This is a genomic window from Streptomyces sp. SudanB52_2052, assembly GCF_964272415.1.
GTDB lineage: Bacteria > Actinomycetota > Actinomycetes > Streptomycetales > Streptomycetaceae > Streptomyces > Streptomyces olindensis.
On record NZ_OZ186796.1, the window covers coordinates 6,091,016 to 6,116,020 of the forward strand.

The 25,005-nt window shown below is 72.3% G+C and carries 23 protein-coding genes and 2 tRNA genes; 22 read left to right on the forward strand and 3 right to left on the reverse strand.

Features of this window, described 5'->3' with window-relative positions:
* Window positions 1-20: 20 nt before the first annotated feature.
* The 3 genes from ACSUPV_RS27215 to ACSUPV_RS27225 all read left to right on the forward strand — a co-directional run bounded on the left by ACSUPV_RS27215 (window position 21) and on the right by ACSUPV_RS27225 (window position 3,212).
* A complete protein-coding gene (locus ACSUPV_RS27215) occupies window positions 21-1,307 on the forward strand; it encodes a glutamate-5-semialdehyde dehydrogenase (protein WP_382615571.1) in 1,287 nt (428 codons plus the stop codon).
* A gap of 142 nt (window positions 1,308-1,449) precedes the next feature.
* The gene (locus ACSUPV_RS27220) at window positions 1,450-2,052 is read left to right on the forward strand and encodes a hypothetical protein (RefSeq protein WP_359793716.1); all 603 of its coding nucleotides are present in this window, start codon (window positions 1,450-1,452) and stop codon (window positions 2,050-2,052) included.
* Window positions 2,053-2,141: 89 nt separating this feature from the next.
* Complete coding sequence (locus tag ACSUPV_RS27225; protein ID WP_037767493.1) at window positions 2,142-3,212, forward strand: hypothetical protein; 1,071 nt, start codon at window positions 2,142-2,144, stop codon at window positions 3,210-3,212.
* 73 nt (window positions 3,213-3,285) lie between these two features.
* Here ACSUPV_RS27225 and ACSUPV_RS27230 read toward each other — a convergent pair whose 3' ends face one another.
* A complete protein-coding gene (locus ACSUPV_RS27230; protein ID WP_037767490.1) occupies window positions 3,286-4,401 on the reverse strand; it encodes a M48 family metallopeptidase in 1,116 nt (371 codons plus the stop codon).
* A 124-nt stretch (window positions 4,402-4,525) separates the two neighbouring features.
* Here ACSUPV_RS27230 and ACSUPV_RS27235 point away from each other — a divergent pair, with 124 nt between their 5' ends.
* The 10 genes from ACSUPV_RS27235 (at window position 4,526) to ACSUPV_RS27280 (ending at window position 9,772) form a co-directional block, all read left to right on the forward strand.
* Window positions 4,526-4,684 (forward strand): hypothetical protein, encoded by a 159-nt coding sequence (locus ACSUPV_RS27235; RefSeq protein ID WP_382615577.1) that lies wholly within the window; start codon window positions 4,526-4,528, stop codon window positions 4,682-4,684.
* Window positions 4,685-4,860: 176 nt separating this feature from the next.
* A complete protein-coding gene (locus ACSUPV_RS27240; protein ID WP_031114075.1) occupies window positions 4,861-5,025 on the forward strand; it encodes a hypothetical protein in 165 nt (54 codons plus the stop codon).
* Between the two features lie 85 nt (window positions 5,026-5,110).
* Window positions 5,111-5,854, forward strand: a complete 744-nt coding sequence (nadD, locus tag ACSUPV_RS27245; protein WP_031114074.1) for a nicotinate-nucleotide adenylyltransferase — start codon at window positions 5,111-5,113, stop codon at window positions 5,852-5,854.
* A gap of 16 nt (window positions 5,855-5,870) precedes the next feature.
* Window positions 5,871-7,586, forward strand: coding sequence for an LCP family protein (locus tag ACSUPV_RS27250; RefSeq protein WP_436948751.1), 1,716 nt, complete (start codon window positions 5,871-5,873; stop codon window positions 7,584-7,586).
* Between the two features lie 104 nt (window positions 7,587-7,690).
* Window positions 7,691-8,137, forward strand: a complete 447-nt coding sequence (gene rsfS, locus ACSUPV_RS27255; protein WP_031114072.1) for a ribosome silencing factor — start codon at window positions 7,691-7,693, stop codon at window positions 8,135-8,137.
* Window positions 8,128-8,799 (forward strand): histidine phosphatase family protein, encoded by a 672-nt coding sequence (locus tag ACSUPV_RS27260; protein WP_037767518.1) that lies wholly within the window; start codon window positions 8,128-8,130, stop codon window positions 8,797-8,799. Before rsfS ends, ACSUPV_RS27260 begins: the two co-directional genes overlap by 10 nt.
* Window positions 8,800-8,898: 99 nt before the next feature.
* Window positions 8,899-8,971 (forward strand) — tRNA-Ala (locus ACSUPV_RS27265).
* A gap of 201 nt (window positions 8,972-9,172) precedes the next feature.
* Window positions 9,173-9,346 (forward strand): hypothetical protein, encoded by a 174-nt coding sequence (locus ACSUPV_RS27270; protein ID WP_114252414.1) that lies wholly within the window; start codon window positions 9,173-9,175, stop codon window positions 9,344-9,346.
* 3 nt (window positions 9,347-9,349) lie between these two features.
* A complete protein-coding gene (locus ACSUPV_RS27275; RefSeq protein ID WP_006136074.1) occupies window positions 9,350-9,583 on the forward strand; it encodes a hypothetical protein in 234 nt (77 codons plus the stop codon).
* Between the two features lie 116 nt (window positions 9,584-9,699).
* Window positions 9,700-9,772, forward strand: a tRNA-Ala gene (locus ACSUPV_RS27280).
* Window positions 9,773-9,900: 128 nt separating this feature from the next.
* On the opposite strand, the gene ACSUPV_RS27285 is transcribed toward ACSUPV_RS27280, so the two are convergent.
* Both ACSUPV_RS27285 and ACSUPV_RS27290 read right to left on the reverse strand, forming a co-directional pair.
* The gene (locus tag ACSUPV_RS27285) at window positions 9,901-11,514 is read right to left on the reverse strand and encodes an NADH-quinone oxidoreductase subunit NuoF family protein (RefSeq protein WP_031114069.1); all 1,614 of its coding nucleotides are present in this window, start codon (window positions 11,512-11,514) and stop codon (window positions 9,901-9,903) included.
* Window positions 11,511-12,776 carry a cytochrome b/b6 domain-containing protein gene (locus ACSUPV_RS27290; RefSeq protein WP_436948752.1) on the reverse strand — a complete coding sequence of 422 codons (1,266 nt, stop codon included), beginning with the start codon at window positions 12,774-12,776 and terminating at the stop codon, window positions 11,511-11,513. Before ACSUPV_RS27290 ends, ACSUPV_RS27285 begins: the two co-directional genes overlap by 4 nt.
* Before the next feature lie 466 nt (window positions 12,777-13,242).
* Between ACSUPV_RS27290 and leuS the strand changes: the two genes are divergently transcribed.
* From leuS to holA, 9 genes are all read left to right on the forward strand, one after another.
* On the forward strand, window positions 13,243-16,116 hold the full coding sequence (gene leuS / locus ACSUPV_RS27295; protein WP_436948753.1) for a leucine--tRNA ligase: 2,874 nt from the start codon (window positions 13,243-13,245) through the stop codon (window positions 16,114-16,116).
* A gap of 137 nt (window positions 16,117-16,253) precedes the next feature.
* Window positions 16,254-16,991, forward strand: a complete 738-nt coding sequence (locus ACSUPV_RS27300; RefSeq protein ID WP_078651032.1) for a hypothetical protein — start codon at window positions 16,254-16,256, stop codon at window positions 16,989-16,991.
* A 72-nt stretch (window positions 16,992-17,063) separates the two neighbouring features.
* Window positions 17,064-17,909, forward strand: coding sequence for a DegV family protein (locus tag ACSUPV_RS27305; protein WP_031114063.1), 846 nt, complete (start codon window positions 17,064-17,066; stop codon window positions 17,907-17,909).
* Window positions 17,910-18,028: 119 nt separating this feature from the next.
* Window positions 18,029-19,108 carry a helix-hairpin-helix domain-containing protein gene (locus ACSUPV_RS27310; RefSeq protein WP_382615583.1) on the forward strand — a complete coding sequence of 360 codons (1,080 nt, stop codon included), beginning with the start codon at window positions 18,029-18,031 and terminating at the stop codon, window positions 19,106-19,108.
* The gene (locus ACSUPV_RS27315) at window positions 19,105-21,738 is read left to right on the forward strand and encodes a ComEC/Rec2 family competence protein (RefSeq protein WP_436948754.1); all 2,634 of its coding nucleotides are present in this window, start codon (window positions 19,105-19,107) and stop codon (window positions 21,736-21,738) included. The genes ACSUPV_RS27310 and ACSUPV_RS27315 overlap by 4 nt, the downstream gene beginning before the upstream one ends.
* A 4-nt stretch (window positions 21,739-21,742) precedes the next feature.
* The gene (locus ACSUPV_RS27320; RefSeq protein ID WP_382615587.1) at window positions 21,743-22,573 is read left to right on the forward strand and encodes an arylamine N-acetyltransferase family protein; all 831 of its coding nucleotides are present in this window, start codon (window positions 21,743-21,745) and stop codon (window positions 22,571-22,573) included.
* A gap of 174 nt (window positions 22,574-22,747) precedes the next feature.
* Entirely contained in the window at window positions 22,748-23,629 is an 882-nt protein-coding gene (locus ACSUPV_RS27325) for a YceI family protein (RefSeq protein WP_382615589.1), read from the forward strand.
* A gap of 38 nt (window positions 23,630-23,667) precedes the next feature.
* Window positions 23,668-23,913, forward strand: a complete 246-nt coding sequence (locus ACSUPV_RS27330; protein ID WP_436948755.1) for a hypothetical protein — start codon at window positions 23,668-23,670, stop codon at window positions 23,911-23,913.
* 47 nt (window positions 23,914-23,960) lie between these two features.
* A complete protein-coding gene (gene holA / locus ACSUPV_RS27335) occupies window positions 23,961-24,950 on the forward strand; it encodes a DNA polymerase III subunit delta (RefSeq protein WP_359784617.1) in 990 nt (329 codons plus the stop codon).
* Window positions 24,951-25,005 lie beyond the last annotated feature (55 nt).

Sequence of the window (25,005 nt, forward strand, 5' to 3'; positions counted from 1 at the left end):
CCGCGCACTACCCTTCCCTCATGACCACGCTCTCTCCGTACGACTCGATGTCCCCGGTCACCGAGGCCGCCTACCGCGCCAAGGCCGCCGCCGCGAGCCTCGCGCCACTGCCGCGGGCCGAGAAGGACGACGCGCTGCTCGCCATCGCGGACGCGCTGGAGGTCCGTACGAGCGAGATCGTCGAGGCCAACGCCAAGGACGTCGCCAAGGCCCGCGAGGCCGGCATCAGCGAGGGCATGATCGACCGGCTCACGCTCACCCCGGAGCGGGTCCGCGCCATCGCCTCCGACGTGCGCGACGTCGCCGCCCTGCCCGACCCGGTCGGCGAGGTCGTCCGCGGCTCCACGCTGCCCAACGGCATCGACCTGCGCCAGGTCCGGGTGCCGCTCGGCGTCGTCGGGATCATCTACGAGGGCCGGCCGAACGTCACCGTCGACGCCGCCGCCCTCTGCCTGAAGTCCGGCAACGCGGTCCTGCTGCGCGGCTCCTCCTCGGCCTACCAGTCCAACACGGCCCTCGTGCGCGTCCTGCGCGACGCCGTGGGCGGCGCCGGGCTGCCCGCCGACGCCATCCAGCTCGTCCCCGGCGAGAGCCGCGACAGCGTGCGCGAGCTGATGCGCGCCCGCGGCCTGGTCGACGTCCTCATCCCGCGCGGCGGCGCCTCCCTGATCAACACGGTCGTCCAGGAGTCCGTCGTCCCGGTCATCGAGACCGGCACCGGCAACTGCCACGTCTACGTCGACGCCCAGGCCGACCTCGACATGGCCGTCGAGATCCTGATCAACTCCAAGGCCCAGCGGGTCGGCGTCTGCAACGCCGCCGAGACCCTCCTGGTCCACCAGGACATCGCCGCCGAGTTCCTCCCCCGCGCCCTGGACGCCCTCGCGGAGGCCGGGGTCACCGTCCACGCCGACGAGCGCGTGCAGGCCTACGCCAAGGACTCCAAGGCCACCGTCGTCGAGGCGACCGCCGAGGACTGGGAGACGGAGTACCTGTCGTACGACATCGCCGCGGCCGTGGTCGACTCCCTGGACAAGGCCGTCGAGCACATCCGGCTGTGGACCTCCGGCCATACCGAGGCCATCGTGACGACCTCCCAGCAGGCGGCCCGCCGCTTCACCCAGTTGGTCGACTCGACCACGGTCGCCGTCAACGCCTCCACCCGCTTCACCGACGGCGGCCAGTTCGGCTTCGGCGCCGAGATCGGCATCTCCACGCAGAAGCTGCACGCCCGCGGCCCGATGGGCCTCCCGGAGCTGACCAGCACGAAGTACATCGTGACCGGGGACGGCCACGTCCGCCGCTGAGCCACGTCAGGCGCCGGCGCGCGGAGGTATGCCGAGCGGCGCATATGCGTGCGGCAGGCGTGGGCCGACCGGGCGCGCGCCGTCGTCGACCCCGTGGAAGCCGTCTCAACCGGCGGATGAATTTGCATACCGTCTGCCCAAATTGATCCCCCAGGTCTACTCTGGATCCGTGCCGGAGGACGTGGGGGGCACGCCGTTTCCCGACGGCTGGGAGCCCGACGACGACCACGACCGCGGGGTGTCGGACGAAGAGTTCGCCTCCGTGGTCTTCGACGAGGCCTTCGTACGCGCGGCCGTGGTGCACGAGCCGACCGCCGTGGAGCGCCTCCTGGCCGCGGCACAGGCGAGAGCCGAGGCCTCCGAGGCGGAGGCCCGCCGCGCCCGCACCAGAGGCGAGCGGTACGACGACGGGTACGGCCCGGACGGCCACCGCGATTTCGGCCATGATCCCGACCTCGACGAGTTCGACGACTCCGACATCCTCGAGGACCACTACGGGGGCACGGGGCCGTACTCCAAACGGGTCCGCTGGCACCGGCCCGTCGCCTGGCTGCTCGCCCTCGTCATGGGCATCGGCATGGTCGCCCTGGCCTTCACGGCGGTCTACCGGGGTGCGTCCTCCAACCGCGAGGAACCCGCCCCGCCGCCCGCCTCGACCGGGGTGGAGCAGGGCAGCGGGGCCACGCCCTCCGCGTCCGCCGACTACTCCCAGCCGGCCGTCTCGGTGATCCCCCGCAACCCCTGACCGGAACCCGCCCGTGTTGGTGAGAACCTGTCAGAACTTGTGGCGCAGCCCGGCGTTTACCCGGGCTTCCGGCGACCTACCCTCAAGATATGGGCGGGCCTGGAGACCCACCTGAGGGGACACCCGAGGGCGCTCCCGGAGGTGGAGAGGACGAGTACCGATCCGTCGTCTTCGACGAGTCGTTCGTCCGTGCTGCCCGCCTCCAGGAGTTCTCCGCGCAGGAGCGGATGGCCGACCACGCGCCCGCCGTGCGCCGCCGCCCGCCCCTGCGCCGGGGGCTGTCCCGGCAGGCCCTGGTCCTGGTCCTGCTGATCGCCATCGCCTTCGGCACCGCGATCTACATGGGCGTACGGCACCCCTACCAGACCCCCACCGCCTCGGAGCCCGTCGAGCCGCTGCGGATGACCGTCATCCCGCTCGCCCCCGAGGGCAAGGTGCCCGGTACGGCCGATCCGGCGTACCTGTACGAGCACAGCCCGGCCGCGCAGTTCAAGACCGGCGCGGAGGGCGTGCCGCTGCCCGCCTCGCGGCGCACCGCGCACTTCTCCGACAGCCAGGTCGTGTCCGCCCTGACCACCGCCAAGGACTACATCGTGCGCTCCGCCCTCGACCCCGAGGTGCTCACGGGCGGTGAGGTCCGGGCCGTCCGCGTCCTGCTCGACCCGGACCAGCTGGACCAGTTCGACCAGAGCTTCTCCCGGCCCACCGCGGACGGACGCCACGCGCCCACCGGCTGGCTCGTCCGCTTCGACCCCTCCCGGGCCGAGCTCGCGGACCGCAGGGTCCGGGTCCAGGGCACGCTGCAGGCCGCCGAGGCCGACTCGTCGACGCTCGAGGTCACCGCTGACCACACGTTCGTGTACGCGCTGCGGCCGGCCGGGGCCGGTGACGAGGCCGAGGTGTCCCTGTTCACCGTCCGGCGCGAGCTGCACTTCCGCTTCGACCGCGACGACCTGCGCCTGCACCAGGCCCAGCTGGTCGTCTCCTACGTTCAGGCCGGCCCGCTGTCCTGCGCCGAGGACTCCACGAACCACCTCCGCCCCCTCCTCGCCGGCCAGACGGCCAAGGAGGGCGGCCCCGCGGGCACGGATCCCTACGCCACGGGCAGCGCGACCGCCCTGTGCGGCTCCCTGGCGACGAGCGCGCAGCCGAAGGTCTGAGACGGACTCCCGGAGGCCCTGCGCGCCGCAGGGCGCTCCAGAGACCCTGTGCGGCGCAGAGCGCCCTGCTTTGCTAGCGCGGCGGCTGGTCGTCCCCCGGGGTGTCCGACGGGCCCGGTGTCTCCGGGCCGCGGGGCGGCTTCTGGGCCGTGTTGGTGAAGCCGCCGAAGCCGCGGCGGACCCGGTCGCCCAGGTCGCCGGCGCCGCCCGCGAGGTCCGTGACCAGCTTCATCAGCGGGTCCTTGGAGCTCTTGACGTGGGTCGTGTAGTGGTTCGCCGACTCCCGCCAGGAGTCCCGGACCGAGGTGTCCTGGTCCTCGTCGCGGCGCGGGTAGTGGCCGTCCATGATCCGCTGGTAGTCCCGCGACTCGGCCCACTTCTTCAGCTCGGCCGCCCGCACCGTGGTGAACGGGTGGGAGCGGGGCAGCACGTTCAGGATCTTCAGCACGGAGTCGCGCAGGTCGCCGCCCGCCTCGTACTCCTCGGCCTGCTCGAGGAACGCGTCCACGTTCATCTGGTGCAGGTGGTTGCCGCCCGCGATCTTCATCAGGCCGCGCATGGAGGCCTGCAGGTCCTGCCCCACCAGCAGGCCCGCCCGGTCCGCGGACAGCTCCGACTTGCGGAACCACTCGCGCAGCCCGGTCACGATCGCCATGATCGCGAGGTTGCCCAGCGGGATCCAGGCGACCCGGACGGCGAGGCTGGTCAGGAACAGCAGGATGGTCCGGTAGACGGAGTGCCCGGACAGCGCGTGCCCCACCTCGTGGCCGATGACCGCCCGCATCTCCTCCTCGTCGAGCAGCTCGACGAGGCCGGTGGTGACGACGATGATCGGCTCGTCCAGGCCGATGCACATCGCGTTCGGCTGCGGGTCCTGGTTGACGTACATCGGCGGGACCTTCTCCAGGTCCAGGATGTAGCAGGCGTCGCGCAGCATCACGTTCAGGTGGGCGAACTGCTGGTCCGAGACCCGTACCGAGTCGGACAGGAACAGCAGCCGCAGACTGCGCTCGGGGAGCAGGCCGCTGAGGGCCTTGAACACCGTGTCGAAACCGCTCAGCTTGCGCAGCGCCACCAGGGCGGAGCGGTCGGCCGGGTGCTCGTACGTACGCGAGGAGATTCCGGGGAAGCGCCTGCGCTGCCTGCTGGGCACATGCTCGTGCCCGTTGTGCTCGTGGCCGTCGGACATGTCTTCCCCCATGCGTCTGTGTGACCTTTTGCGGCCCCTTGTGCGGCCCTTTGCTTCCCCGAGGCTGAGCCCAGCCTAGGCGGAGTTACGGTGGTCGGGCAGTACAGCGAAGGGAACCACCGCCATGGAGCACCACCCCGCCGTCTGGGTCGCCGAGGCTGTCGGCGCCGCCGACCGGCAAGGGGGGCCGGGGATCCTCCGGATCGTGCTCCTCGTGATGATCGTGGGCTGTGCGCTGACCGCGTGGTTCCTGCTGCGTGGCTACAGACGGAAGGACGACTGAGGCGGCGCGAAGGTTCCCCGCCGGGCCCCGGGACCGGCCCGGCGGCGGCACGTGCTCCGGCGCTTCCGGGCCTCCCGCTGCCCGGAGAGGCGGAGTCGGGGTGATCGCGGCCGAGGCGCCCGCTTACGATGAGCCGACGTCTTTAACCCGCCCACACGCGATAGGTCCTGCCGAAGATGAGCTTCCACAGCACCGCTGCCCAGTTGGTCACCCTCGCCGCCGAGGGCCAGGAGCACGGCGGAAACCACGAGAGCCTCAGCCCCTACCTCACCGGTGGCGCCGCCCTCTTCATCCTGCTGCTCCTGCTGTGGATCACCACCCGCTTCAACCGCGACCGCTGAGCCCGGCGGGGCGCCCGCGCGCGGGTGCCCCGGGGACCACGGGGGCGACCGGAGCCCTCAGGCGGGGCCGGTAGGGTCTGCACGCATGGGAGAGCAGGACATGCCTACCGGTCCGGTGAACGAGACGCCGTACGACCCGGCACAGGACACGGCGAGCGGCACCGAGCGACACTCGGAGCCCCGCCGTGCCGCCACGGCGCCCCGCCAGATCGACGGCCCGGGCAAGAGCCCCTCGCAGCCGGGCAAGCGCCGCCTCGGCGTCATGGGCGGCACCTTCGACCCGATCCACCACGGGCACCTGGTGGCGGCCAGTGAGGTCGCCGCAGCGTTCCACCTCGACGAGGTGGTCTTCGTCCCGACCGGCCAGCCCTGGCAGAAGAGCCACCGCAGCGTCTCCCCGGCCGAGGACCGCTATCTGATGACGGTCATCGCGACCGCCGAGAACCCGCAGTTCTCCGTCAGCCGCATCGACATCGACCGCGGCGGCCCCACCTACACCGTGGACACGCTGCGCGACCTGCGCGCCCTCAACCCCGACACGGACCTCTTCTTCATCACCGGCGCCGACGCGCTCGCCCAGATCCTCACCTGGCGGGACAGCGAGGAGTTGTTCTCCCTCGCGCACTTCATCGGGGTCACCCGGCCGGGCCACCACCTGAACGACCCCGGACTCCCCGAGGGCGGCGTCTCGCTCGTGGAGGTCCCCGCCCTCGCCATCTCCTCCACGGACTGCCGTGCGAGAGTCGCCAAGGGCGATCCCATCTGGTACCTGGTGCCGGACGGAGTCGTGCGCTATATCGACAAGCGCGAGCTGTACCGCGGCGAGTGAGCCGAGAGGGGCACCGGTGAACGACCGATACGACCCGGGGTACGGGGGCGACCAGTACGAGGTCGTCGGCTACGACGAGTACGGCCGGCCTGTCTACCGGCAGGTCCAGGCCCAGCAGACCCAGCAGCAGGCCTACGACCCGTACGCCCAGCAGGGACAGCAGCACCAGCAGGGCTACGGCTACGACCCGTACGGCACGGCCGGGCAGCAGCCCGCGCAGCCGTACGACTACGGCACCGGCCCGCAGCAGCCCGCCCCCGCCTACGGCTACGACCCCTACGGCTCCGGGCAGGGCGCTCCTCACGACCCCTACGGGCACGCCCCGGCCGACGCGGCCGGCGCCGGCGCGCAGCCCCGCGTCGCCGAGCAGACCGCGCAGCAGACCCAGCAGGCCCAGCAGACCGCCCACATCCCGCAGCAGGCCGGCCCGGCCGAGGGCGAGCGGACGCCCGACCGCGAGTACCACACCGAGCAGTTCGCCTTCGTCGAGGAGCCGGACGGCGACTCCGAAGACGTCATCGACTGGCTGAAGTTCACCGAGAACCGCACCGAGCGCCGTGAGGAGGCCCGGCGCCGCGCCCGCAGCCGGGTCATCGCCCTGGTCGTCGTCCTCGCGCTCGCCGCGGTCGGCGGCGTCGGTTACCTCTGGTACGCCGGGAAGCTGCCCGGCCTGTCCTCCGGCGACTCGGCGACGGGCACCACGACCGCCACGGGCGCCCAGAAGCGCGACGTGATCGTCGTCCACCTGCACGACACCAAGGGCGGCGGCACCGCCACGGCCCTCCTCGTCGACAACACCACCACCAAGCGGGGCACCACCGTCCTGCTGCCCAACTCCCTCGCTCTGACCAGCGACGACGGCTCCACGACGACGCTCGCCAAGTCGGTCGAGGACGACGGCTCCGACGGCACCCGCGACGCGCTCGACACGGTCCTCGGCACCGACATCCAGGGCACCTGGCGCCTGGACACCCCCTACCTGCAGAACCTCGTCGACCTCGTCGGCAACATCGACGTCGACACGAACACCGACGTGCCCGACCCCGCCGCCAAGAAGAAGGGCGCGGCCCCCCTGGTCAACAAGGGCCAGGACCAGACCCTCAGCGGCAAGATGGCCGTCGCCTACGCCACCTACCGCGCCCCCGGCGAGGCCGGGAACGCCCAGCTGGAGCGGTTCGGGCAGGTCATGCAGGGCGTGCTGCGCAAGCTGTCCTCCGACCCGCAGGCCGCGACGATCACGATCCAGACGCTGAACCAGATCCTCGACCCGTCCCTGACCGACAAGGACCTCGGCACCTTCCTCGCCGGGCTCTCCGACCTCGCCAAGGGCGGCGACTACAAGACGGAACTGCTGCCCGTCCAGAGCGACGGCACGCTGAGCGCCCAGACCGGCGCGGGGATCGTCAAGAACGTCCTCGGCGGCACCGCCAAGAGCCCCGACAAGGACGCCGCCGTCAGCGTCTCCGTCCAGAACGCCACCGGCGTCAAGGACAACACCGGCAAGGCCCGCGTCGTGCTCCTCAACGGCGGCTTCACCTTCCTGGAGGGCGGCACGGCCGGCGCGCAGGCCACGTCGAAGGTCGTCTACGGCGACGCGGCCGACAAGGCGAACGCCGTCGAGGTCGCCAAGACCCTCGGCCTGCCCGCGAGCTCCGTCACCAAGGGCAGACTCTCGGGGAGCGCCGACGTCTCCGTGGTCCTCGGCCAGGACTACAAGCCCTCGTCCGACTAGGCGGCAGGGATGCGCTCCCCACGTGATCACCGTAATCGCGTGGGGGGCGCACGGCGGTCCGTGAGACCCTGGGGGGCAAGTGACCGCCGATCGAAAGCCATGTAGTGACCGTGACCGACCGCTCCCAGGAGCTCATCAACACCGCCGCCCAGGCGGCCGCCGACAAGCTGGCGCACGACATCGTCGCCTACGACGTCAGTGACGTGCTCTCCATCACGGACGCCTTCCTGCTGGCCTCCGCGCCCAACGACCGCCAGGTGAAGGCGATCGTCGACGAGATCGAGGAGCGCCTCTCGAAGGAACTCGGCGCCAAGCCGGTGCGCCGCGAGGGCGACCGCGAGGCCCGCTGGGTCCTCCTCGACTACGTCGACATCGTCGTCCACGTCCAGCACAGCGAGGAGCGCGTCTTCTACGCCCTGGAGCGGCTGTGGAAGGACTGCCCCCAGCTGGAGCTGCCCGAGGACGCCAAGGCCACCCGCGGCAAGGCCGAGGAGCACGCCAAGCTGCAGGCGGCCCAGGAGGCGGCGGAGCTGGACGGAGACTGGCGGTGAGCGCCTTCAGCGAGGCCGGCAAGCCCGGCCGGGGCCGCCGCATCATCCTCTGGCGGCACGGCCAGACCTCGTGGAACGTGGAGCGCCGCTTCCAGGGCACCACGGACGTCGACCTCACCGAGACCGGCGTCGCCCAGGCCCGCCGCGCCGCCCGGCTGCTGGCCTCCCTGAAGCCGGATGCGATCGTCGCCTCCGACCTGAGGCGCGCCGCGCTCACGGCCGCCGAGCTCGCCACGCTCACCGGCCTCGACGTCACCCACGACGAGGCGCTGCGGGAGACCTACGCGGGCGTCTGGCAGGGCCTGACGCACGAGGAGATCATCGCCCGGCACGGCGAGGAGTACGCCGCCTGGAAGCGCGGCGAGCCCGTGCGCCGGGGCGGCGGCGAACTGGAGACCGAGGTCGCCGACCGCGCCGCCCCCGTGGTGCTCCGGCACGCCGAGAAGCTCCCCGAGGGCGGCACGCTCGTCGTGGCCAGCCACGGCGGCACCATCCGCACCACCATCGGCCGTCTCCTGGGCCTCGACCCGCACAACTGGGAGAGCCTCGGCGGGCTCTCCAACTGCTGCTGGTCCGTCCTCGGCGAAGGCGCCCGCGGCTGGCGGCTGCTCGAGCACAACGCCGGCACGCTGCCGGAACCGGTGCTCGGCGACGACGACTGACCCCGGATTTCACTTTCCGGCAGGTCGCAGGCTAAAGTTCTTCTTGTTCGCCCGGCCCCGCCGGAGCGAAACACCATGCGGCTCGGCCGCGTGGCGCGAGGGGCTATAGCTCAGTTGGTAGAGCGCCTGCATGGCATGCAGGAGGTCAGGAGTTCAATTCTCCTTAGCTCCACGTCAAGATCCCGTTCCCGTCCAGGGGGCGGGATTTTTCGTGCCCCGGGTTGAGTCACTCGGGCCCGCTGAGGCGTATACCTCTACGGTCGCGACGCGTGCCGTGTCCGGACTGGTACTGAGGCGTCGCTGACCGTATTGGTCCGGCCGTGGCAGAATCAAACGGCCGGAAGGGGGCGCGGCCCGACGGGAGGGAGTAGCGATGCCTGCGAGCATCCTCGAGGAGGTCGACCACCTCCTCGGAGCAGCATTGACACGGGACATGTCCACCCGCCTCAGCTGCCCTTCCTGCGGATCCGCGCACGTGGCCCAGATGCTCGGCGACAACGGCGGGATCTCCTACGTGTGCACGGCCTGCGGCCACAGCTGGAGCTGATCGATGGGTGCACACAGGCGGAAGTGCGACTGGTGTGGCAGCGGGACTCCGATCGTCCGCGACATGGAACCGATCAATCCCGACTACCAGTACTGGTGCGAGGAGTGCGCGCGGGCGCTGATCATAAAAGGCGACCCGATCGAGACGTACCGCGAGCTGGAGGGCGAGCCGATCTACGGCCGGCTCCTGGAGGAGCACTGCACGCTCAAGCGGTTCTATTCGTTCGTGACGGCCTGACGCCCGAAGAATCGACAAAACGGTCATATCGGGCAAGCGGAAATCGATTTGGTGTTGGACGCGATGGACCAGTAATGTTGGCGTCGCCGCCGGGGAAACCGGGCGGAACGCAACAAGGGGCTATAGCTCAGTTGGTAGAGCGCCTGCATGGCATGCAGGAGGTCAGGAGTTCAATTCTCCTTAGCTCCACAGAAGATGAAGAGGGCGGGCCATCCGATCGGATGGCCCGCCTTCTTGTGTGTGCCGCCCGTGTTCGCGTACGGCTGCCCGTGTACGCGTACGGCGGGCTCCCCGAGGGGAACCCGCCGTACGTCTGCTCAGCGGCCCAGAGCGCGGCGTCCGCGGCCCTGGGAGAGCACCGGGAGGTTGCGGGAGGGGGCGCCTCCGGAGCGCGTGTCCTCCTCGATGCGCAGCGCCAGCGCCGGGCAGCGGCGCACCGCGCGTAGAGCCTTGGCCTCGGCGTACCGCGGTACCTGAGCCTGCGCCACAGTCGGGAAGCCGTCGGCGCCCAGCTGGAACACCTCCGGGAGGATGTCCGCGCACAGGCCGTGGCCCCGGCACAGCGTCCAGTCGACGTAGATCTTCTGGCGGCTCGGGCCGTTCTCCTCGGACTCGCCGCCGCCCGGGATGCCTGTAGGGGCCCTGCCGCCCTCGAAGAGCGGCAGAACGCCCTCCACGCGCCGTCCGCAGCCGTTGCCGAGGACGTGGGCCGCCAGGTCGTCCGTGAACGCCTTGATGGTCGACTCCAGGAACATCGCGGAGCCGTCCGGGTGGGAGCAGGCGCCGCGTCGCTTCACGTTCTTGGCGACCTGCTTGAGCGCCTCCAGGGCGGCCGGTCCACCGCCGTTGAGGATGTCCTCCATGCCGCGCGCCGCGGCCGGCAGGCCGAGGTAGCAGGGGCCGCACTGCCCCGCGCTCTCCTCGGCCAGCCACTGGGCGACCCGCAGCGACTCGCCCAGCGGGCAGGTGTCCTGACTGATCGGCAGAATCGCGCCGGCGCCCAGGGAGCCGCCCACGGCGTCCAGGGAGTTGCGGGAGACGATCGCCTCGTTGACCGTCGCCGCGTCGATCCACTTGCCGTGGTAGCCGCCGGTGAGCACGCCCTGCGGCACCGGCGGGGCGCCGGCCAGCTGCAGGACGTAGCGCAGCGGGACGCCCGTCGGGACCTCGATCACCATGGGGCGGGCGACCGCCCCGGAGACCGTGAGCATGACCGTGCCCGGCTCGTCGTACAGGCCGGTGTTGCCGTAGCGCTCCGGGCCGATGCGGGCGGCGATCGCCAGCTGGGCGAAGGTCTCGGCGTTGGACAGCAGGGTGGGCGCGCCGCCGACGCCGTTCTGCGAGGCGCTGACCTTGCGGCCGGGCGGGACCGCGGGGCCGCCGTCGATCGAGCGGATCAGCGACGCGGCGGCGCCGGTGACCATGCGGACCGGGTTCCGCTGCACGCGCGCGCGGAGCGCCGAACGGCGGCCGTTGCTGAGGCCGCGTTCGGCGAGGGCGGCCTCCATGGAGCGCTGTGTGGACTCACGGGTGACCCCCACCACGAGCGTGCGGGCACCCAGGGCCTCGGCGCACAGCAGCGCGCCGTCCAGGATCAGGTGCGGGGCACGGTTGATCAGCACCGTGTCCTTGCGGCAGGCCGGTTCGTCCTCGCTGCCGTTCACCACGACGACCGGCCGGACGCCGCGCTTGATCGCCGCTTCGGCGACCGAGCGCAGCTTCTTGTGGAAGGGGAAGCCCGCGCCGCCGCGGCCCTTCAGGTTGATGCGTTCGGCGAGCTGCGCGAGCTGCTCACCGCCCATCGGCTCGAGCGGCCCGTGCACCTTCAGGTGCATGGGCAGATCGAGCCGATCGACAAGGTCGAAGCCTGACGTGAGCTGGGGAAGACCGACCACGCGGACTTCGGGTACGTCGGGCAGGGCCTCGTTCACTTAAAGCCTCCGGAAGGCGTGTTCCAAGGTTCGCCCGATCCCGGTGCGTCGAAGTCGTAGGACGCACCGGGCAGTGTTTCAGTGGCGGGACCGCTGTTGTACGTGTCGTTCGGGTAGTACGTGTCGTAGACGGCGTTCGTCTCACCCGTGTCGTACACGTCACTCGATCCATAGCCGGAGGCGCCTGAATTGCCATAGGCCGGGATGCTTTGTCCGGTGTCCTGCAGGGGGTCGTAGGGCGGGATGTTGAAGCCCGTGTCCTGGAGCGGGTCGTAGGCCGACGGCGGGGCCTCGCCGACCGGCGGCGGGGACGGGATCGGCCAGTTGCCGGAGGTGCTGGAAGGACCGTCCACGGTCGGGATGGTCTCGGTGGGCTGCATGTCCAGCGGCAGCTCCATGCGGGTGGCCGGACCGGGCGCGAAGGCCTGGTCCCGCGACGGGCCCGAGACGGCGCGGTAGGCCGCGGCGAAGCCGCTCACCGGCTCCTGGGGCGCGGCGGGGCGCTCCGCCTTCTCGTACAGCGGCGCCGACGGGGACGCCGAGGCCCTCGCGGACGTGCCCCGGCCCTCGTAGCCGGGCAGCGCGGAGCCGGCGCTCACCCGGGCGCGGCTCTCCTCCAGGTCCCTGCGGCCCTGGCCCTCGCCGGGCCCGATGAGCGCGGCGATCTTGTCGGCCACCTTGCGCTTGACCGGGCGCGGAGCCGCGCGCAGCGCGAGGGCTCCGGCCACCCCGGCCAGGGACAGGCAGTACAGGATCACGAAGATCGGCTTCGCCGCGCGACCCGCGTAGAGGCCGTGCACGAGGGCGGCGCACCAGGCCGGGTAGGCCAGCATGTGCATGGCCCGCCAGCGGGCCGCGACCGGCGCGGGGGACGCGAAGCGGTTGCGCAGTACGCCGGTGATGCCCACGAAGATCATGAGCATGCCCGCCAGGGTGCCCAGGCCGATCAGGAACGACCTGCCCGCGACCAGCTCGTCGTCGGTGAGCAGCAGCCCGAAGGGGATCACGACGGCGACCCACGAGGTGTGGGCCAGGGCCAGCTTCACCCCGATGTGCACCAGCAGGAAGAGGATCGAGGCGACGGCCGTGGTCCGGTGCACGGCCTGCGCCAGGATGCGCCTGCGCGCGTCGAGCAGGATCCGGTCCTGGGCGACCAGGCCCCAGATCACCGAGGCGGTCAGACACACGAGGGACAGCACACCCGCACCGAAGTTGAGGAACTCGGCGAAGGAGTCGTCTGCCGTGGAGTCGTAGGGGTTCACGGCCTGCCTCCCCGAGTCCCGACGAGCGGGGCGAGTGGGGCGGTACTGCGATGAGGGTTCATGGGGGCAACTCCGAGCGGTTCGGGAAAGCGGTCCCGCTGCCGCACTCTAAGCGGAGCCATACCGATGGGTACGAGGTTTGAGTTATTGCGTTGTTATCAAAGGACAATGTGGTTGTTGTGATGTCCCTTAGCGACTGTTACGCGAAGTAACTTTTGACCCTGGTTCAGCTTTTCGGCATCGAGACGGCCCACCGGAAGCGCGTCGCGGCACGCTGGGGGCCTGCGGTACCCTAACGCCATGCGTGCCGTACGCCTTCTGCTTAGCGGGCCGCGCTGATCAGTCCCGGCCACCGGACGAGTCGAGTGGCCGGAATCGGCGCGGCGTCCCCTCCTGTGCGAGGGGATTTTTCGTTTCTCGAACCACACAGCCGCAGGCAGAGACGATCGATGGAGCTTTGAGGATCATGAGCGAGACGAACCCCGCGGCCACCTCCGAGGTGGCCGCGCCGCACCGCTACACGGCCGCGACGGCTGCCGAGATCGAAGCACGCTGGCAGGACTTCTGGGACGCGGAGGGCACCTACGCCGCGCCCAACCCCAAGGGTGACCTGGCGGGCGACCCGGAGATCGCCGCCCGGCCCAAGAAATTCATCATGGACATGTTCCCGTACCCCTCCGGTGCGGGCCTGCACGTCGGCCACCCCCTGGGCTACATCGCCACGGACGTCTTCGCACGCTTCCAGCGGATGACCGGCCACAACGTCCTGCACACCCTGGGCTTCGACGCCTTCGGCCTGCCCGCCGAGCAGTACGCGGTGCAGACCGGCACGCACCCGCGCGTGTCCACCGAAGCCAACATGGAGAACATGAAGTCCCAGCTGCGCCGGCTGGGCCTGGGCCACGACAAGCGCCGGTCGTTCGCCACCATCGACCCGGACTACTACAAGTGGACCCAGTGGATCTTCCTGCAGATCTTCAACTCCTGGTACGACCACGACGCCCGGCGGGCCCGCCCGATCGCCGAGCTGGTCGCCGAGTTCGAGTCCGGTGAGCGGCCCGTTCCGGGGCACACGCGCGCGTGGAGCGAGCTGAGCGCCGCCGAGAAGGCCGACGTCCTGGGCGAGTTCCGGCTGGCCTACGCCTCCGACGCGCCGGTCAACTGGTGCCCCGGGCTGGGCACCGTGCTGGCCAACGAGGAGGTCACCGCCGAGGGCCGCTCCGAGCGCGGCAACTTCCCGGTCTTCAAGGCCAAGCTGCGCCAGTGGAACATGCGCATCACGGCCTACGCCGACCGGCTGCTGGACGACCTGGAGGAGCTGGACTGGCCCGAGGCCATCAAGCTGCAGCAGCGCAACTGGATCGGCCGCTCCGAGGGCGCCCGCGTCGACTTCCCGATCGACGGCGAGCGCATCACCGTCTTCACGACCCGCCCGGACACCCTGTTCGGCGCCACCTACATGGTGCTGGCGCCCGAGCACCCGCTGGTCGAGAAGTTCACCCCGGCCGCCTGGCCGGAGGGCACCCACGAGGTGTGGACCGGCGGTCACGCCACCCCGGCCGAGGCCGTCGCCGCCTACCGCGCCCAGGCCGCCGCCAAGTCGGATGTCGAGCGCCAGGCCGAGGCCAAGGACAAGACCGGCGTCTTCATCGGCGCGTACGCCACCAACCCGGTCAACGGCGAGCAGGTCCCGGTCTTCATCGCCGACTACGTCCTGATGGGCTACGGCACGGGCGCGATCATGGCCGTCCCGGCCGGCGACCAGCGCGACTTCGAGTTCGCCCGCGCCTTCGAGCTGCCGATCACCTGCATCGTCGAGCCGACCGACGGCCGCGGCACGGACACCTCCACCTGGGAGAACGCCTTCTCGTCGTACGACGCGAAGATCATCAACTCGTCGAACGACGAGGTCAGCCTGGACGGCCTGGGGGTCGTCGAGGCCAAGGCGCGCATCACGGAATGGCTGGAAAGCAAGGGCGTCGGCGAGGGCACGGTCAACTTCCGGCTGCGCGACTGGCTGTTCAGCCGCCAGCGCTACTGGGGCGAGCCCTTCCCGATCGTCTACGACGAGGACGGCATCGCCCACGCGCTGCCCGAGTCGATGCTGCCCCTGGAGCTGCCGGAGGTCGAGGACTACTCGCCGCGCACCTTCGACCCGGACGACGCCGACACCCAGCCCGAGACGCCGCTGTCGCGCAACGAGGACTGGGTCAACGTCACGCTGGACCTGGGCGACGGCCCGAAGAAGTACCGCCGCGAGACCAACACCATGCCCAACTGGGCCGGTTCCTGCTGGTACGAGCTGCGCTACCTGGACCCGCACAACAGCGACAAGCTGGTCGACCCCGAGATTGAGCAGTACTGGATGGGCCCGCGCGAGGGCCAGCCGCACGGCGGCGTCGACCTGTACGTCGGCGGCGCCGAGCACGCCGTGCTGCACCTGCTGTACGCCCGCTTCTGGTCCAAGGTCCTGTACGACCTGGGGCACGTCTCCTCGGCCGAGCCGTTCCACAAGCTGTTCAACCAGGGCATGATCCAGGCCTACGTGTACCGCGACAGCCGTGGCATCGCGGTGCCCGCCGCCGAGGTGGAGGAGCGCGACGGCGCCTACTACTACCAGGGCGAGAAGGTCTCCCGCCTGCTGGGCAAGATGGGCAAGTCCCTGAAGAACGCCGTCACGCCGGACGAGATCTGCGCCGAGTACGGGGCCGACACGCTGCGCCTGTACGAGATGGCGATGGGCCCGCTGGACGTCTCCCGGCCGTGGGACACGCGCGCGGTGGTCGGCCAGTTCCGGCTGCTGCAGCGGCTGTGGCGCAACATCGTCGACGAGGAGACCGGCGAGGTCACCGTCGTCGACGCCGAGCCCGACGAGGAGACGCTGCGCGCCCTGCACAAGGCGATCGACGGCGTGCGCGGGGACCTGGAGGGCATGCGGTTCAACACCGCCATCGCCAAGGTCACCGAGCTGAACAACCACCTGACCAAGGCGGGCGGGGCCGTACCGCGCTCCGTCGCCGAGCCGCTGGTGCTGATGGTCGCGCCGCTGGCCCCGCACATCGCCGAGGAGCTGTGGCGCAAGCTGGGTCACACCGACTCGGTCGTCCACCAGGACTTCCCGGTCGCCGACCCGAGGTACGTCGTCGACGAGACCGTGACCTGCGTCGTGCAGGTCAAGGGCAAGGTCAAGGCGCGGCTGGAGGTCTCGCCGTCCATCTCCGAGGACGAGCTGGAGAAGGTCGCCCTGGCGGACGAGAAGGTCGTCGCCGCGCTGGGCGGGTCCGGGATCCGGAAGGTGATCGTGCGCGCGCCCAAGCTGGTGAACATCGTTCCGGCGTAACGCGAGGGACTGCGGACCACTCTCGGGGTGGTCCCCTACGGGCAGGTTCGGGGTCTTTCTGGAACTCCGGACCTGCCTGTTGCGTTTACCGTTGAAGAGCGACGTGAGGTGTCACGCGACATTCCGAGGAGGAGCCGGTGGAAGCAGTGATCGCAGTATTCGCCCTGCTCTTCGTGCTCCTTCTCGGGCTCGGCGCCTACGCGACCGTGAAGGTCGTCGGTGCCGCCAAGCGCGGCGTGGACCGCGGCATCACCCAGGCCCGCCGCACGGTGGAGGACCACACCCTGCGGGCCAAGTCCTTCGCCCAGCCCGGCGCCGCCGGCGAACTGGCCCAGCTCCGGCTCACCCTGCGCACCTCGATGCGGGCCACGCAGGACGCGCTGCACGCGGCCGTCGCCGAGGACGCGTCCCTGAAGGAGTCCCTGGGCCTCTTCGAACGCCTCAGCGCGCACGGGCACGAGCTGGACGACGAGCTCAAGCGCCTGGAGTCCGAGCCGGACCGCACCGCGCTCGCCGAGCGGCTGCCCGAGCTGCGCGAGCGCACCGAGCGCATCACCCGGTCCGCGGACTCGCTGCGCTGGGCGGCCCGCGACCGTGCCCGCCGCTTCGCCGAGGACGACCTGGACACGCTCAGCGCGCAGATCGACGTGGAAGCCGGCGCGCTACGGCACTGGGCGACGCCTCCGGAGTCCCGGACCACCCCGCCGCCCTGGCCCGAGGCCCCCGCCGCCGACGCCGCCACGGCCGGGCAGACCTGGCCGGAGACCCCGCAGTCGAGCCCGGCGCCCGAGCCGACACGGCCCGCCATCACCCCGCCGGGGCCGCGTCCCACCTACCCCTGGCAGAAGAAACCCCGCCCCGAGAGCACCACTTGATCCGGCCACGCGCGCGGCGGGGCCGAGGGGCCGGGCTGCCGCACGGGCACTACGCCAGGTAACCTCCAGCTCATGTCCCGCCATGTCGCGATCGTCACCGATTCAACGGCCTACCTGCCGGCCCGGACGATGGAGCGTCATGGCATCACAGCGGTGCCTCTGACCGTGGTCCTCGGCGACCGGGCGCTGGAGGAGGGCACCGAGATCTCGACCCGCGCCCTCGCCCAGGCTTTGCAGAAGCGGCGCCCGGTGACGACCTCGCGGCCCAGTCCCGCGGTCTTCGAGGAGACGTACCGCAGGGTCGCCGAGTCCGGCGCCACCGGCATCGTCTCCCTCCACCTCTCCGCCGAGCTCTCCGGCACGTACGACGCGGCCGTCGTCGCCGCGCGGCAGGCGCCGGTGCCGGTACGGGTGGTGGACACCGGCATGATCGCGATGGCGCTCGGGTTCTGCGCGCTCTCCGCCGCGGAGGCCGCGGAGTCGGGCGGCACGGTGGACGAGGCCGTGACGGCCGCCGAGAAGAGGGCCGCGGGCACGTCCGCCTACTTCTACGTCGACACCCTCGACTACCTGCGCCGGGGCGGCCGCATCGGTGCCGCGCAGGCCCTGCTGGGCTCGGCGCTCGCGGTGAAGCCGCTGCTGCAACTGGCCGACGGCCGCATCGAGCCGCTGGAGAAGGTGCGGACCGCGTCCAAGGCGATCGCCCGGCTGGAGGAGATCGCCGCCGAGCGCGCGGGCAGCGCCCAGGTCGATGTCGCCGTCCACCATCTCGCCGCCCCGGACCGGGCGTCGGCCCTCGCCGACCGGCTGCGGGCCCGGGTGTCCGGGCTGGCCGATCTGCATGTCAGCGAGGTCGGGGCGGTGATCGGGGCGCATACGGGACCCGGGCTGCTGGGCGTGGTGGTTTCGCCGCGGTGAACGTTGCAGCGGGGCTCCCCTCACCCGTGTGAGGGGTGGAATTTTCCACAACCGGTGGGTTGTCCCCGGGAATTGACCAAGATCATCGCGGGTGGGCCGAAGTGGCCGATCCTCGTCGCATGGCACTTCGATCACGTTCACGCACAGCGACTGCGACCAGCGGACCGGGCCGTGCGCCCGCGTCCGACGGCCGTGTCCGTCATCGCCGGCCCGGCGCACACGGGCGGGCGCGGCAGCGGCACGCCTCGGCGGAGGAACTCCGCAGGCGCGCCGGGGTGTTGTTCGGCGAGCATGCCGAGCCGGTGGAACGGGCCGGGGAGCGGCGGGAGTCGGGGCAGGGGCCGCCCGGTTCCAGGGGTGTCGGTGGGGCACGGCGCGAGGCGGCTCCCCGGCCGGATGGAGAGCCCGTCGCCGCCCTGCCGGTCGCGGCGGAGGGCGAGGCCGACCGTGCCGCGGAGGGTTCCTGGCGGGAGCGGGCCGGGCTCGCGCTGCGGGAGCGCATGCCGCTGTGGGTGCAGGCGAGGTGCGGCCTGGAGCGGCGGAGCGTGCTCGCCCTGACGGTGGTGCTGGTCGTCGCGGCGGCGTTCGCCGTGCAGCACTTCTGGGCCGGGCGGACCCAGTCCGTGCGGCCGCCCGAGGTGGTGCGGGCGGCGGTGCCCTACGGGCAGCGGGAGGAGAGCGGGCAGGCAGGGGAGGAGCGCACGCCGAGTGCTCCCGGGGCGTCTGCCGGGCCGGTGGAAGCGGGGGCGGCCGAGATCGTCGTGGACGTCGGCGGCAAGGTCCGTGAACCCGGCATCCACCGGCTGCCGGCCGGCTCGCGCGTCGCGGACGCGCTGAGCGCGGCAGGCGGGGTGAAACCCGGCACGGACACCGACGGTCTCAACCGCGCCCGCTTCCTCGTGGACGGCGAGCAGGTGATCGTCGGCGGCCCGGCTCCGGCCCCGGGGGCGGGCGGTGCACCCGTCGGCGGCCCGGCCGGTGCGGCGGCGGGCGGCGCGACGCCGGTGGCACCGGTCTCCCTCAACACGGCCACCCCCGACCAGCTCGACACGCTCCCGGGCGTCGGCCCGGTGCTGGCGCAGCACATCATCGACTACCGCACGCGGCACGGCGGCTTCCGTACCGTGGACGAGCTGCGCGAGGTGAACGGCATCGGCGACCGCCGCTTCGCCGACCTGCGGAACCTCGTACGGCCATGAGGGGCGCCCTCGACACGCCGCAGCGTCCGGGCGAGGTCGCGTCCGAGGCCCGCCCCGCCCGGTCGCCCGTGCACGCCTCCTCCGGCCACCGGCTCGGCGTCGCCCGGCCACGCCAGGAAGGCCCCACGGACCTGCGACTCGTCCCACCCGCCCTGGCGGCCTGGGGCACGGCGGCGCTGACGCTGGACCTGCCGGCCGGGTGGGTGGTGGGGATCGTGGCCGTCTGTCTCGTGGCTGCCGGACTCCTGGCGTCGCTGCGACCGGGCCACCGGCACCCGCGCCACCCAGCCGCCGCCCGGCACGGTCGGCGCGGCGGGCCGGCGTCCTGGCCGCGGGCGTCGGCGGCCGCGGTGCTGCTGTGCGTCGCCGCGGCCGCCGCCTCGGCCGGGCTGCACGGGGCGGATCTGCGCCGGGGGCCCGTGCCCGGCCTGGCGCGGGAGTACGCGAGGGTGACCGCCGAGGTCGAACTCACCTCCGACCCCCGGCTCACCCGGCCCAGGGTCCGGGGCGACCATGTCGCTCCGACCGCCGTGCTGATCGACGCCGAGGTGCGGCGCGTCCACGAGACGGGTGGCGCGACGACGGTGACGCGGACGCCCGTGCTGATGATCGTCGACGTGGGCTCGTCCGCGCCGGGCCGGGAGGCCGGTGGGCGGTCGGTGCGGTCGGCGTGGCTCGGGCTGCTGCCGTCGACGCGGTTGCGGGTCGGTGCGCGGCTGGCGCCCGTGATGACGGGCGGTGACCGGGTCGCGGCCGTGCTGCGGGTGCGGGGCGCGGCCGCACCGCGGGTGGTGGGAGAGCCCTCGGCGGCTCAGCGGCTCGCCGGACGGCTGCGCGCCGGGCTGCGGGAGGCGACCGACGACCTGTCGGAGGACGCCAGGGCGCTGCTGCCGGGGCTGGTCGTGGGCGACACCTCGCGCATCACCCCGGACCTGGAGGAGGCCTTCAAGGAGACCGACCTCACGCACACACTCGCCGTGAGCGGAGCCAACTTCACGATCCTTCTGGCGCTGCTGCTCGGGCCGCCTGGCCTGGCACAGCAGGCGGAGCGGCGCGGGCTCGCCCCTCGCCTCGGCATCTCCCTGCGGGGGACCGCCGTGCTCGGGGGCGTGCTCTCCCTCGGGTTCGTCGTGGTGTGCCGACCGGATCCGAGCGTGCTGCGGGCCGCGGCCTGCGGGGCCGTCGCGCTGCTCGCCCTCGCGACCGGCCGCCGGAGATCCCTGATCCCGGCACTGGCGACGGCGGTCCTGGTGCTGGTGCTGTACGACCCGTGGCTGGCGCGGAGTTACGGCTTCCTGCTGTCCGTCGTGGCCACCGGCGCGCTGCTCACCCTCGCGCCGCGCTGGAGCGCCGGGCTGCGGCGCCGCGGGGTGCCGCCCCGGCTCGCCGAGGCACTGGCCGCCGCTGCCGCCGCGCAGGCCCTGTGCGCGCCCGTCGTGGCCGTGCTGTCGGCGCGGGTGAGCCTGGTGGCGGTGCCGTGCAATCTGCTCGTGGAGTTCGCGATCGCGCCGGCCACCGTGCTGGGCTTCGCGGCTCTGGCCGCGGCACCGGTGGGGATGCCGGCCGCCAAGGCCCTGGCGTGGTGTGCGCAGTGGCCCGCCGAGTGGATCGCGGAGGTCGCCCGGACCGGGGCCGCGCTGCCGGGCGGAGGGGTGGACTGGCCGGGCGGCTGGGCGGGCGCGGCGCTGCTCGCCGCCGTGATCCTGCTCGTGCTGTTCGTCGGACGGCGGCTGCTCCGGCATCCCTGGTGGTGCGGGGCGTGCGCCCTGCTGCTGGTGCTGGTGGTGGTGCAGCCGCCGCCGCTGACCAGGGTGGTCACCGGCTGGCCGCCGCCGGGCTGGCGGCTGGTGATGTGCGACGTGGGGCAGGGCGACGCCCTGGTGCTCGCGGCGGGCGGGGGCGCGGGCGTGGTGGTGGACGCGGGACCCGACCCGGAACGCGTCGACCACTGCCTGCGCTCCCTGGGCGTCACCAGGATCCCGCTGGTCGTGCTCACCCACTTCCACGCCGATCACGTGGCGGGCCTGCCCGGCGTGCTGCGGGGACGGGCGGTGGGCGCGATCGAGACGACCGGCTTCGAAGAGCCCGCCGAACAGGCCGCGTTCGTCCGGCGGGCGGCGGCTGCCCGGCGGGTTCCCGTGACGCGGGCGGCGGCGGGGGAGCAGCGGCGTACGGGGCCGTTGTCCTGGCAGGTGGTGTGGCCGCCCCCGAGCCCGCCCCCGGACGCACCCCCGGGGATGCTCCCGGCCCACCCGGCGCCGGAGGGGCCGAACGACGCCAGTGTCGCCATGCTGGTCCGGTCGGGCGGGCTGCGCCTGCTGCTCCTCGGGGACCTCGAACCCCCAGCCCAGCGGGCGCTGGCCAGGTCACCGGCGGCCGAGGCGCTGGGGAGCGTGGACGTGCTGAAGGTCGCCCACCACGGCTCGGCCTACCAGGACCCGGGCCTCGTACGCCGGGCGGCCCCGCGGCTCGCGCTCATCTCCTGCGGTGAGAACAACCTGTACGGACACCCGGCGCCCGGCACGGTCGCGGCGCTGCGTGCCGGGGGCGCGACGGTGCTGCGGACGGACCGGGACGGCGCACTGGCGGTCGTAGGAGGGGGCGGGGAGCTGAGCGTGGCGCGAGACTGAGGACATGAACTCAGCACAGGTCGATGCCTATCTCCGCCGACTGGGAGTCGAGCACCCGGCGTGGCCCACCGTCGACGTGCTGCGCGAGCTGCACCTGTGCCATCTGCGGACCGTGCCGTTCGAGAACCTGTCCATCCATCTCGGCGAGGAGATCGTGCTGGAGGAGGAGCGGCTGCTGGAGAAGGTGGTCGACGCGCGGCGGGGCGGGTTCTGCTACGAACTCAACGGCGCCTTCGCGGCGTTGCTGACCGCGCTGGGGTACGACGTGACGCTGCTCGCGGCGCGGGTGTACGGGGACGGGGAGCGGCTGGGGAACCCGTACGACCATCTCGCGCTGCGGGTGCGGACGGTGGACGGGGGCGACTGGCTGGCCGACGTCGGATTCGGGGCGCACAGCCACCTGCCGCTGGCGTTCGGGGACCGGGGGGAGCAGGAGGACCCCGGTGGCACGTTCCGGATCGTGGAGGCGGGGCCGGACGCGGCCGGGGTGCGCGGTGGGCACGACACGGTCGAGGCGGCGGACCTGGACGTGATCCGTGACGGCAGGCCGCGGTACCGCCTGGAGGTGCGGCCGCGGGTGCTCGGTGACTTCGTCATCGGGGCGTGGTGGCACAGCACGTCGCCGGTGTCGCACTTCACGCGGTCGCTGGTCTGCTCGCGGGTCACGGAGGACGGAGGGAGGACCACGCTCAGCGGGCGCAGGCTCACGGTGACATCGGCCGAGGGGGCGCGGGAGGAGCGGGAGCTGGGGACGGACGAGGAGGTGCTCGCGGCCTACCGGGAGCGGTTCGGCATCGCACTCGACAGGGTGCCGACACTGCGCCGGACCGACTAGGGATCAATTCGGTCCACACGGGGCTACTCGTGCGTAGTGCCAGCACATGTGCTGGATTCCCGTGATGTGGTCTCGTCTTGCCTCGAAAGCCTCACTAGTGGTCGAATGCGTCTTCGGCAACAGGTGATCAACAGTGATCAACAGGCGATTTCACGTCACGCAGGGGAGTCGGGGATGATCGGCCGCTGGCTGGGAAGCCGCACCAACCGGGTGCAACGGACGAGTCCCCTGGCGGCGGTGCCGACGCCGCCGAACGCCGGGGTGCTGGCCTGCCGGGTGCTGGACCCGGTCAACGAGCCGGTCCGGCACGCGGAGTTCGCGGTCACCGACGCCATGGGGCGTCCGGTGGTCAGTGGGGGAGCGGACCCGTACGGGTCGTTCATGACGACGGTGCCCGCGGGGGAGTACCGGCTCGCGGTGTCGGCGGAGGGCTACACGCCGTACCTGGCGACCACGCAGGTCGGCGAGAACGCGCTGGCGTCGCTCGGGGACGTGACGCTGCAGCTGGCCCGGCCGCCGGAGCTGCCCGCGCCGGGCGACTGGGAGATCGAGCCGGCGCACTCCTCGATCGGCTTCACGGCGCGGCACATCGGACTGGCCCGGATCCACGGGCGGTTCACGTCCTTCGCGGGGGTCATACGGATCGCCGACCCGGTCGAGCGGTCCGCGATGCACGTGGTGATCGACGCGGCGTCCATCGACACGAACATGAGGATGCGCGACGACCATCTGCGGTCGGCGGACTTCCTGGACGTCGAGCGGTTCCCGACCCTGGAGTTCTACAGCGAGCGGTTCGTGCACAAGGGCGGGAACCGATGGGCCGTGACGGGGGCGTTGTCGCTGCACGGCGTGACGCGCACCGTCACGCTGGACACCGAGTACCTGGGGCTGGGCAACGGCATGGAGGGCGAGGTGCGGGCGGCCTGCCGGGCCACGACCGAGCTGCACCGGGACGACTTCACCGTGAGCTGGCAGACGATGCTGGCGCGGGGCATCGCGGTGGTCGGGCCGAGCATCCCCGTCGACCTCGACGTGCAGGTGGTCCGCAAGGGCTGAGCGGCCGGGCCGCGAGGCGGTGTCGGACAATGTCCGGCGTGAGTGATGTGCGACATGTGCTGGTGCTGCCCGACCGGGATGCCGCGGAAGAGGTGGTGCAGGCGCTCGGGGACCGTTTCGGAGTCGTCGAGGAGCCGCGGTTGGTGCGGGACGCGCTGGCCGGCGAGGACGATGCCGAGGACGCGCAGTGGCTGGTCGTCCTGAGGGACGAGGAAGAGCGGCTGGACCCCGGCGAGCTGGACCGGTTCGCAGGCGAGTGGGAGGGCTGGCGGGAGGAGCCGTAAGGTCTCGGCGCAGCCCGTTGTCAGTGCCGCGTGGGATGCTTGGCGCAATGGCCAGGAAGACTGCGAATGACGACCCTCTCGCCCCGGTGACGCTCGCCGTGGGCCAGGAGGACCTGCTGCTGGACCGTGCCGTGCAGGAGGTGGTGGCCGCCGCGAAGGCCTCCGACGCCGACACGGACGTGCGGGACCTGACCCCGGACCAGTTGCAGCCCGGCACGCTCGCCGAGCTGACGAGTCCGTCGCTCTTCGCGGAGCGCAAGGTCGTGGTCGTGCGCAACGCGCAGGACCTGTCGGCCGACACCGTCAAGGACGTGAAGGCGTACCTGGGGGCGCCCGCCGAGGAGATCACCCTCGTGCTGCTGCACGCCGGCGGAGCCAAGGGCAAGGGGCTGCTCGACGCCGCGCGCAAGGCGGGGGCGCGCGAGGTGGCCTGCCCGAAGATGACGAAGCCGGCGGACCGGCTGGCGTTCGTGCGGAGCGAGTTCCGGGGGACGGGCAGGTCGGCCACACCGGAGGCGTGCCAGGCGCTCGTCGACGCGATCGGGAGCGATCTGCGGGAGCTGGCCTCGGCGGTCTCCCAGCTGGTCGCGGACGTCGAGGGCACGATCGACGAGGCGGTCGTCGGGCGGTACTACACCGGGCGGGCCGAGGCGTCGAGCTTCACGGTCGCCGACCGGGCGGTCGAGGGCCGGGCGGCGGAGGCGCTGGAGGCCCTGCGCTGGTCGCTGGCGACCGGCGTGGCACCGGTGATGATCACGAGCGCGCTGGCACAGGGCGTGCGCGCGATCGGGAAGCTGTCGTCGGCGCGCGGGGGCCGGCCGGCGGACCTGGCGCGGGAGCTGGGCATGCCGCCGTGGAAGATCGACCGGGTGCGGCAGCAGATGCGGGGCTGGACGCCGGACGGGGTGGCCGTGGCCCTGCGGGCGGTGGCCGAGGCGGACGCGGGCGTGAAGGGCGGCGGCGACGACCCCGAGTACGCCTTGGAGAAGGCGGTGGTCACGATCGCCCGGGCGGCTCGCTCCCGGGGCCGGGGATAGGCATCAGCAGACTGCCGGACCGCAGCGCATAGGCTGAGCGCCCCTCGGCGGACCG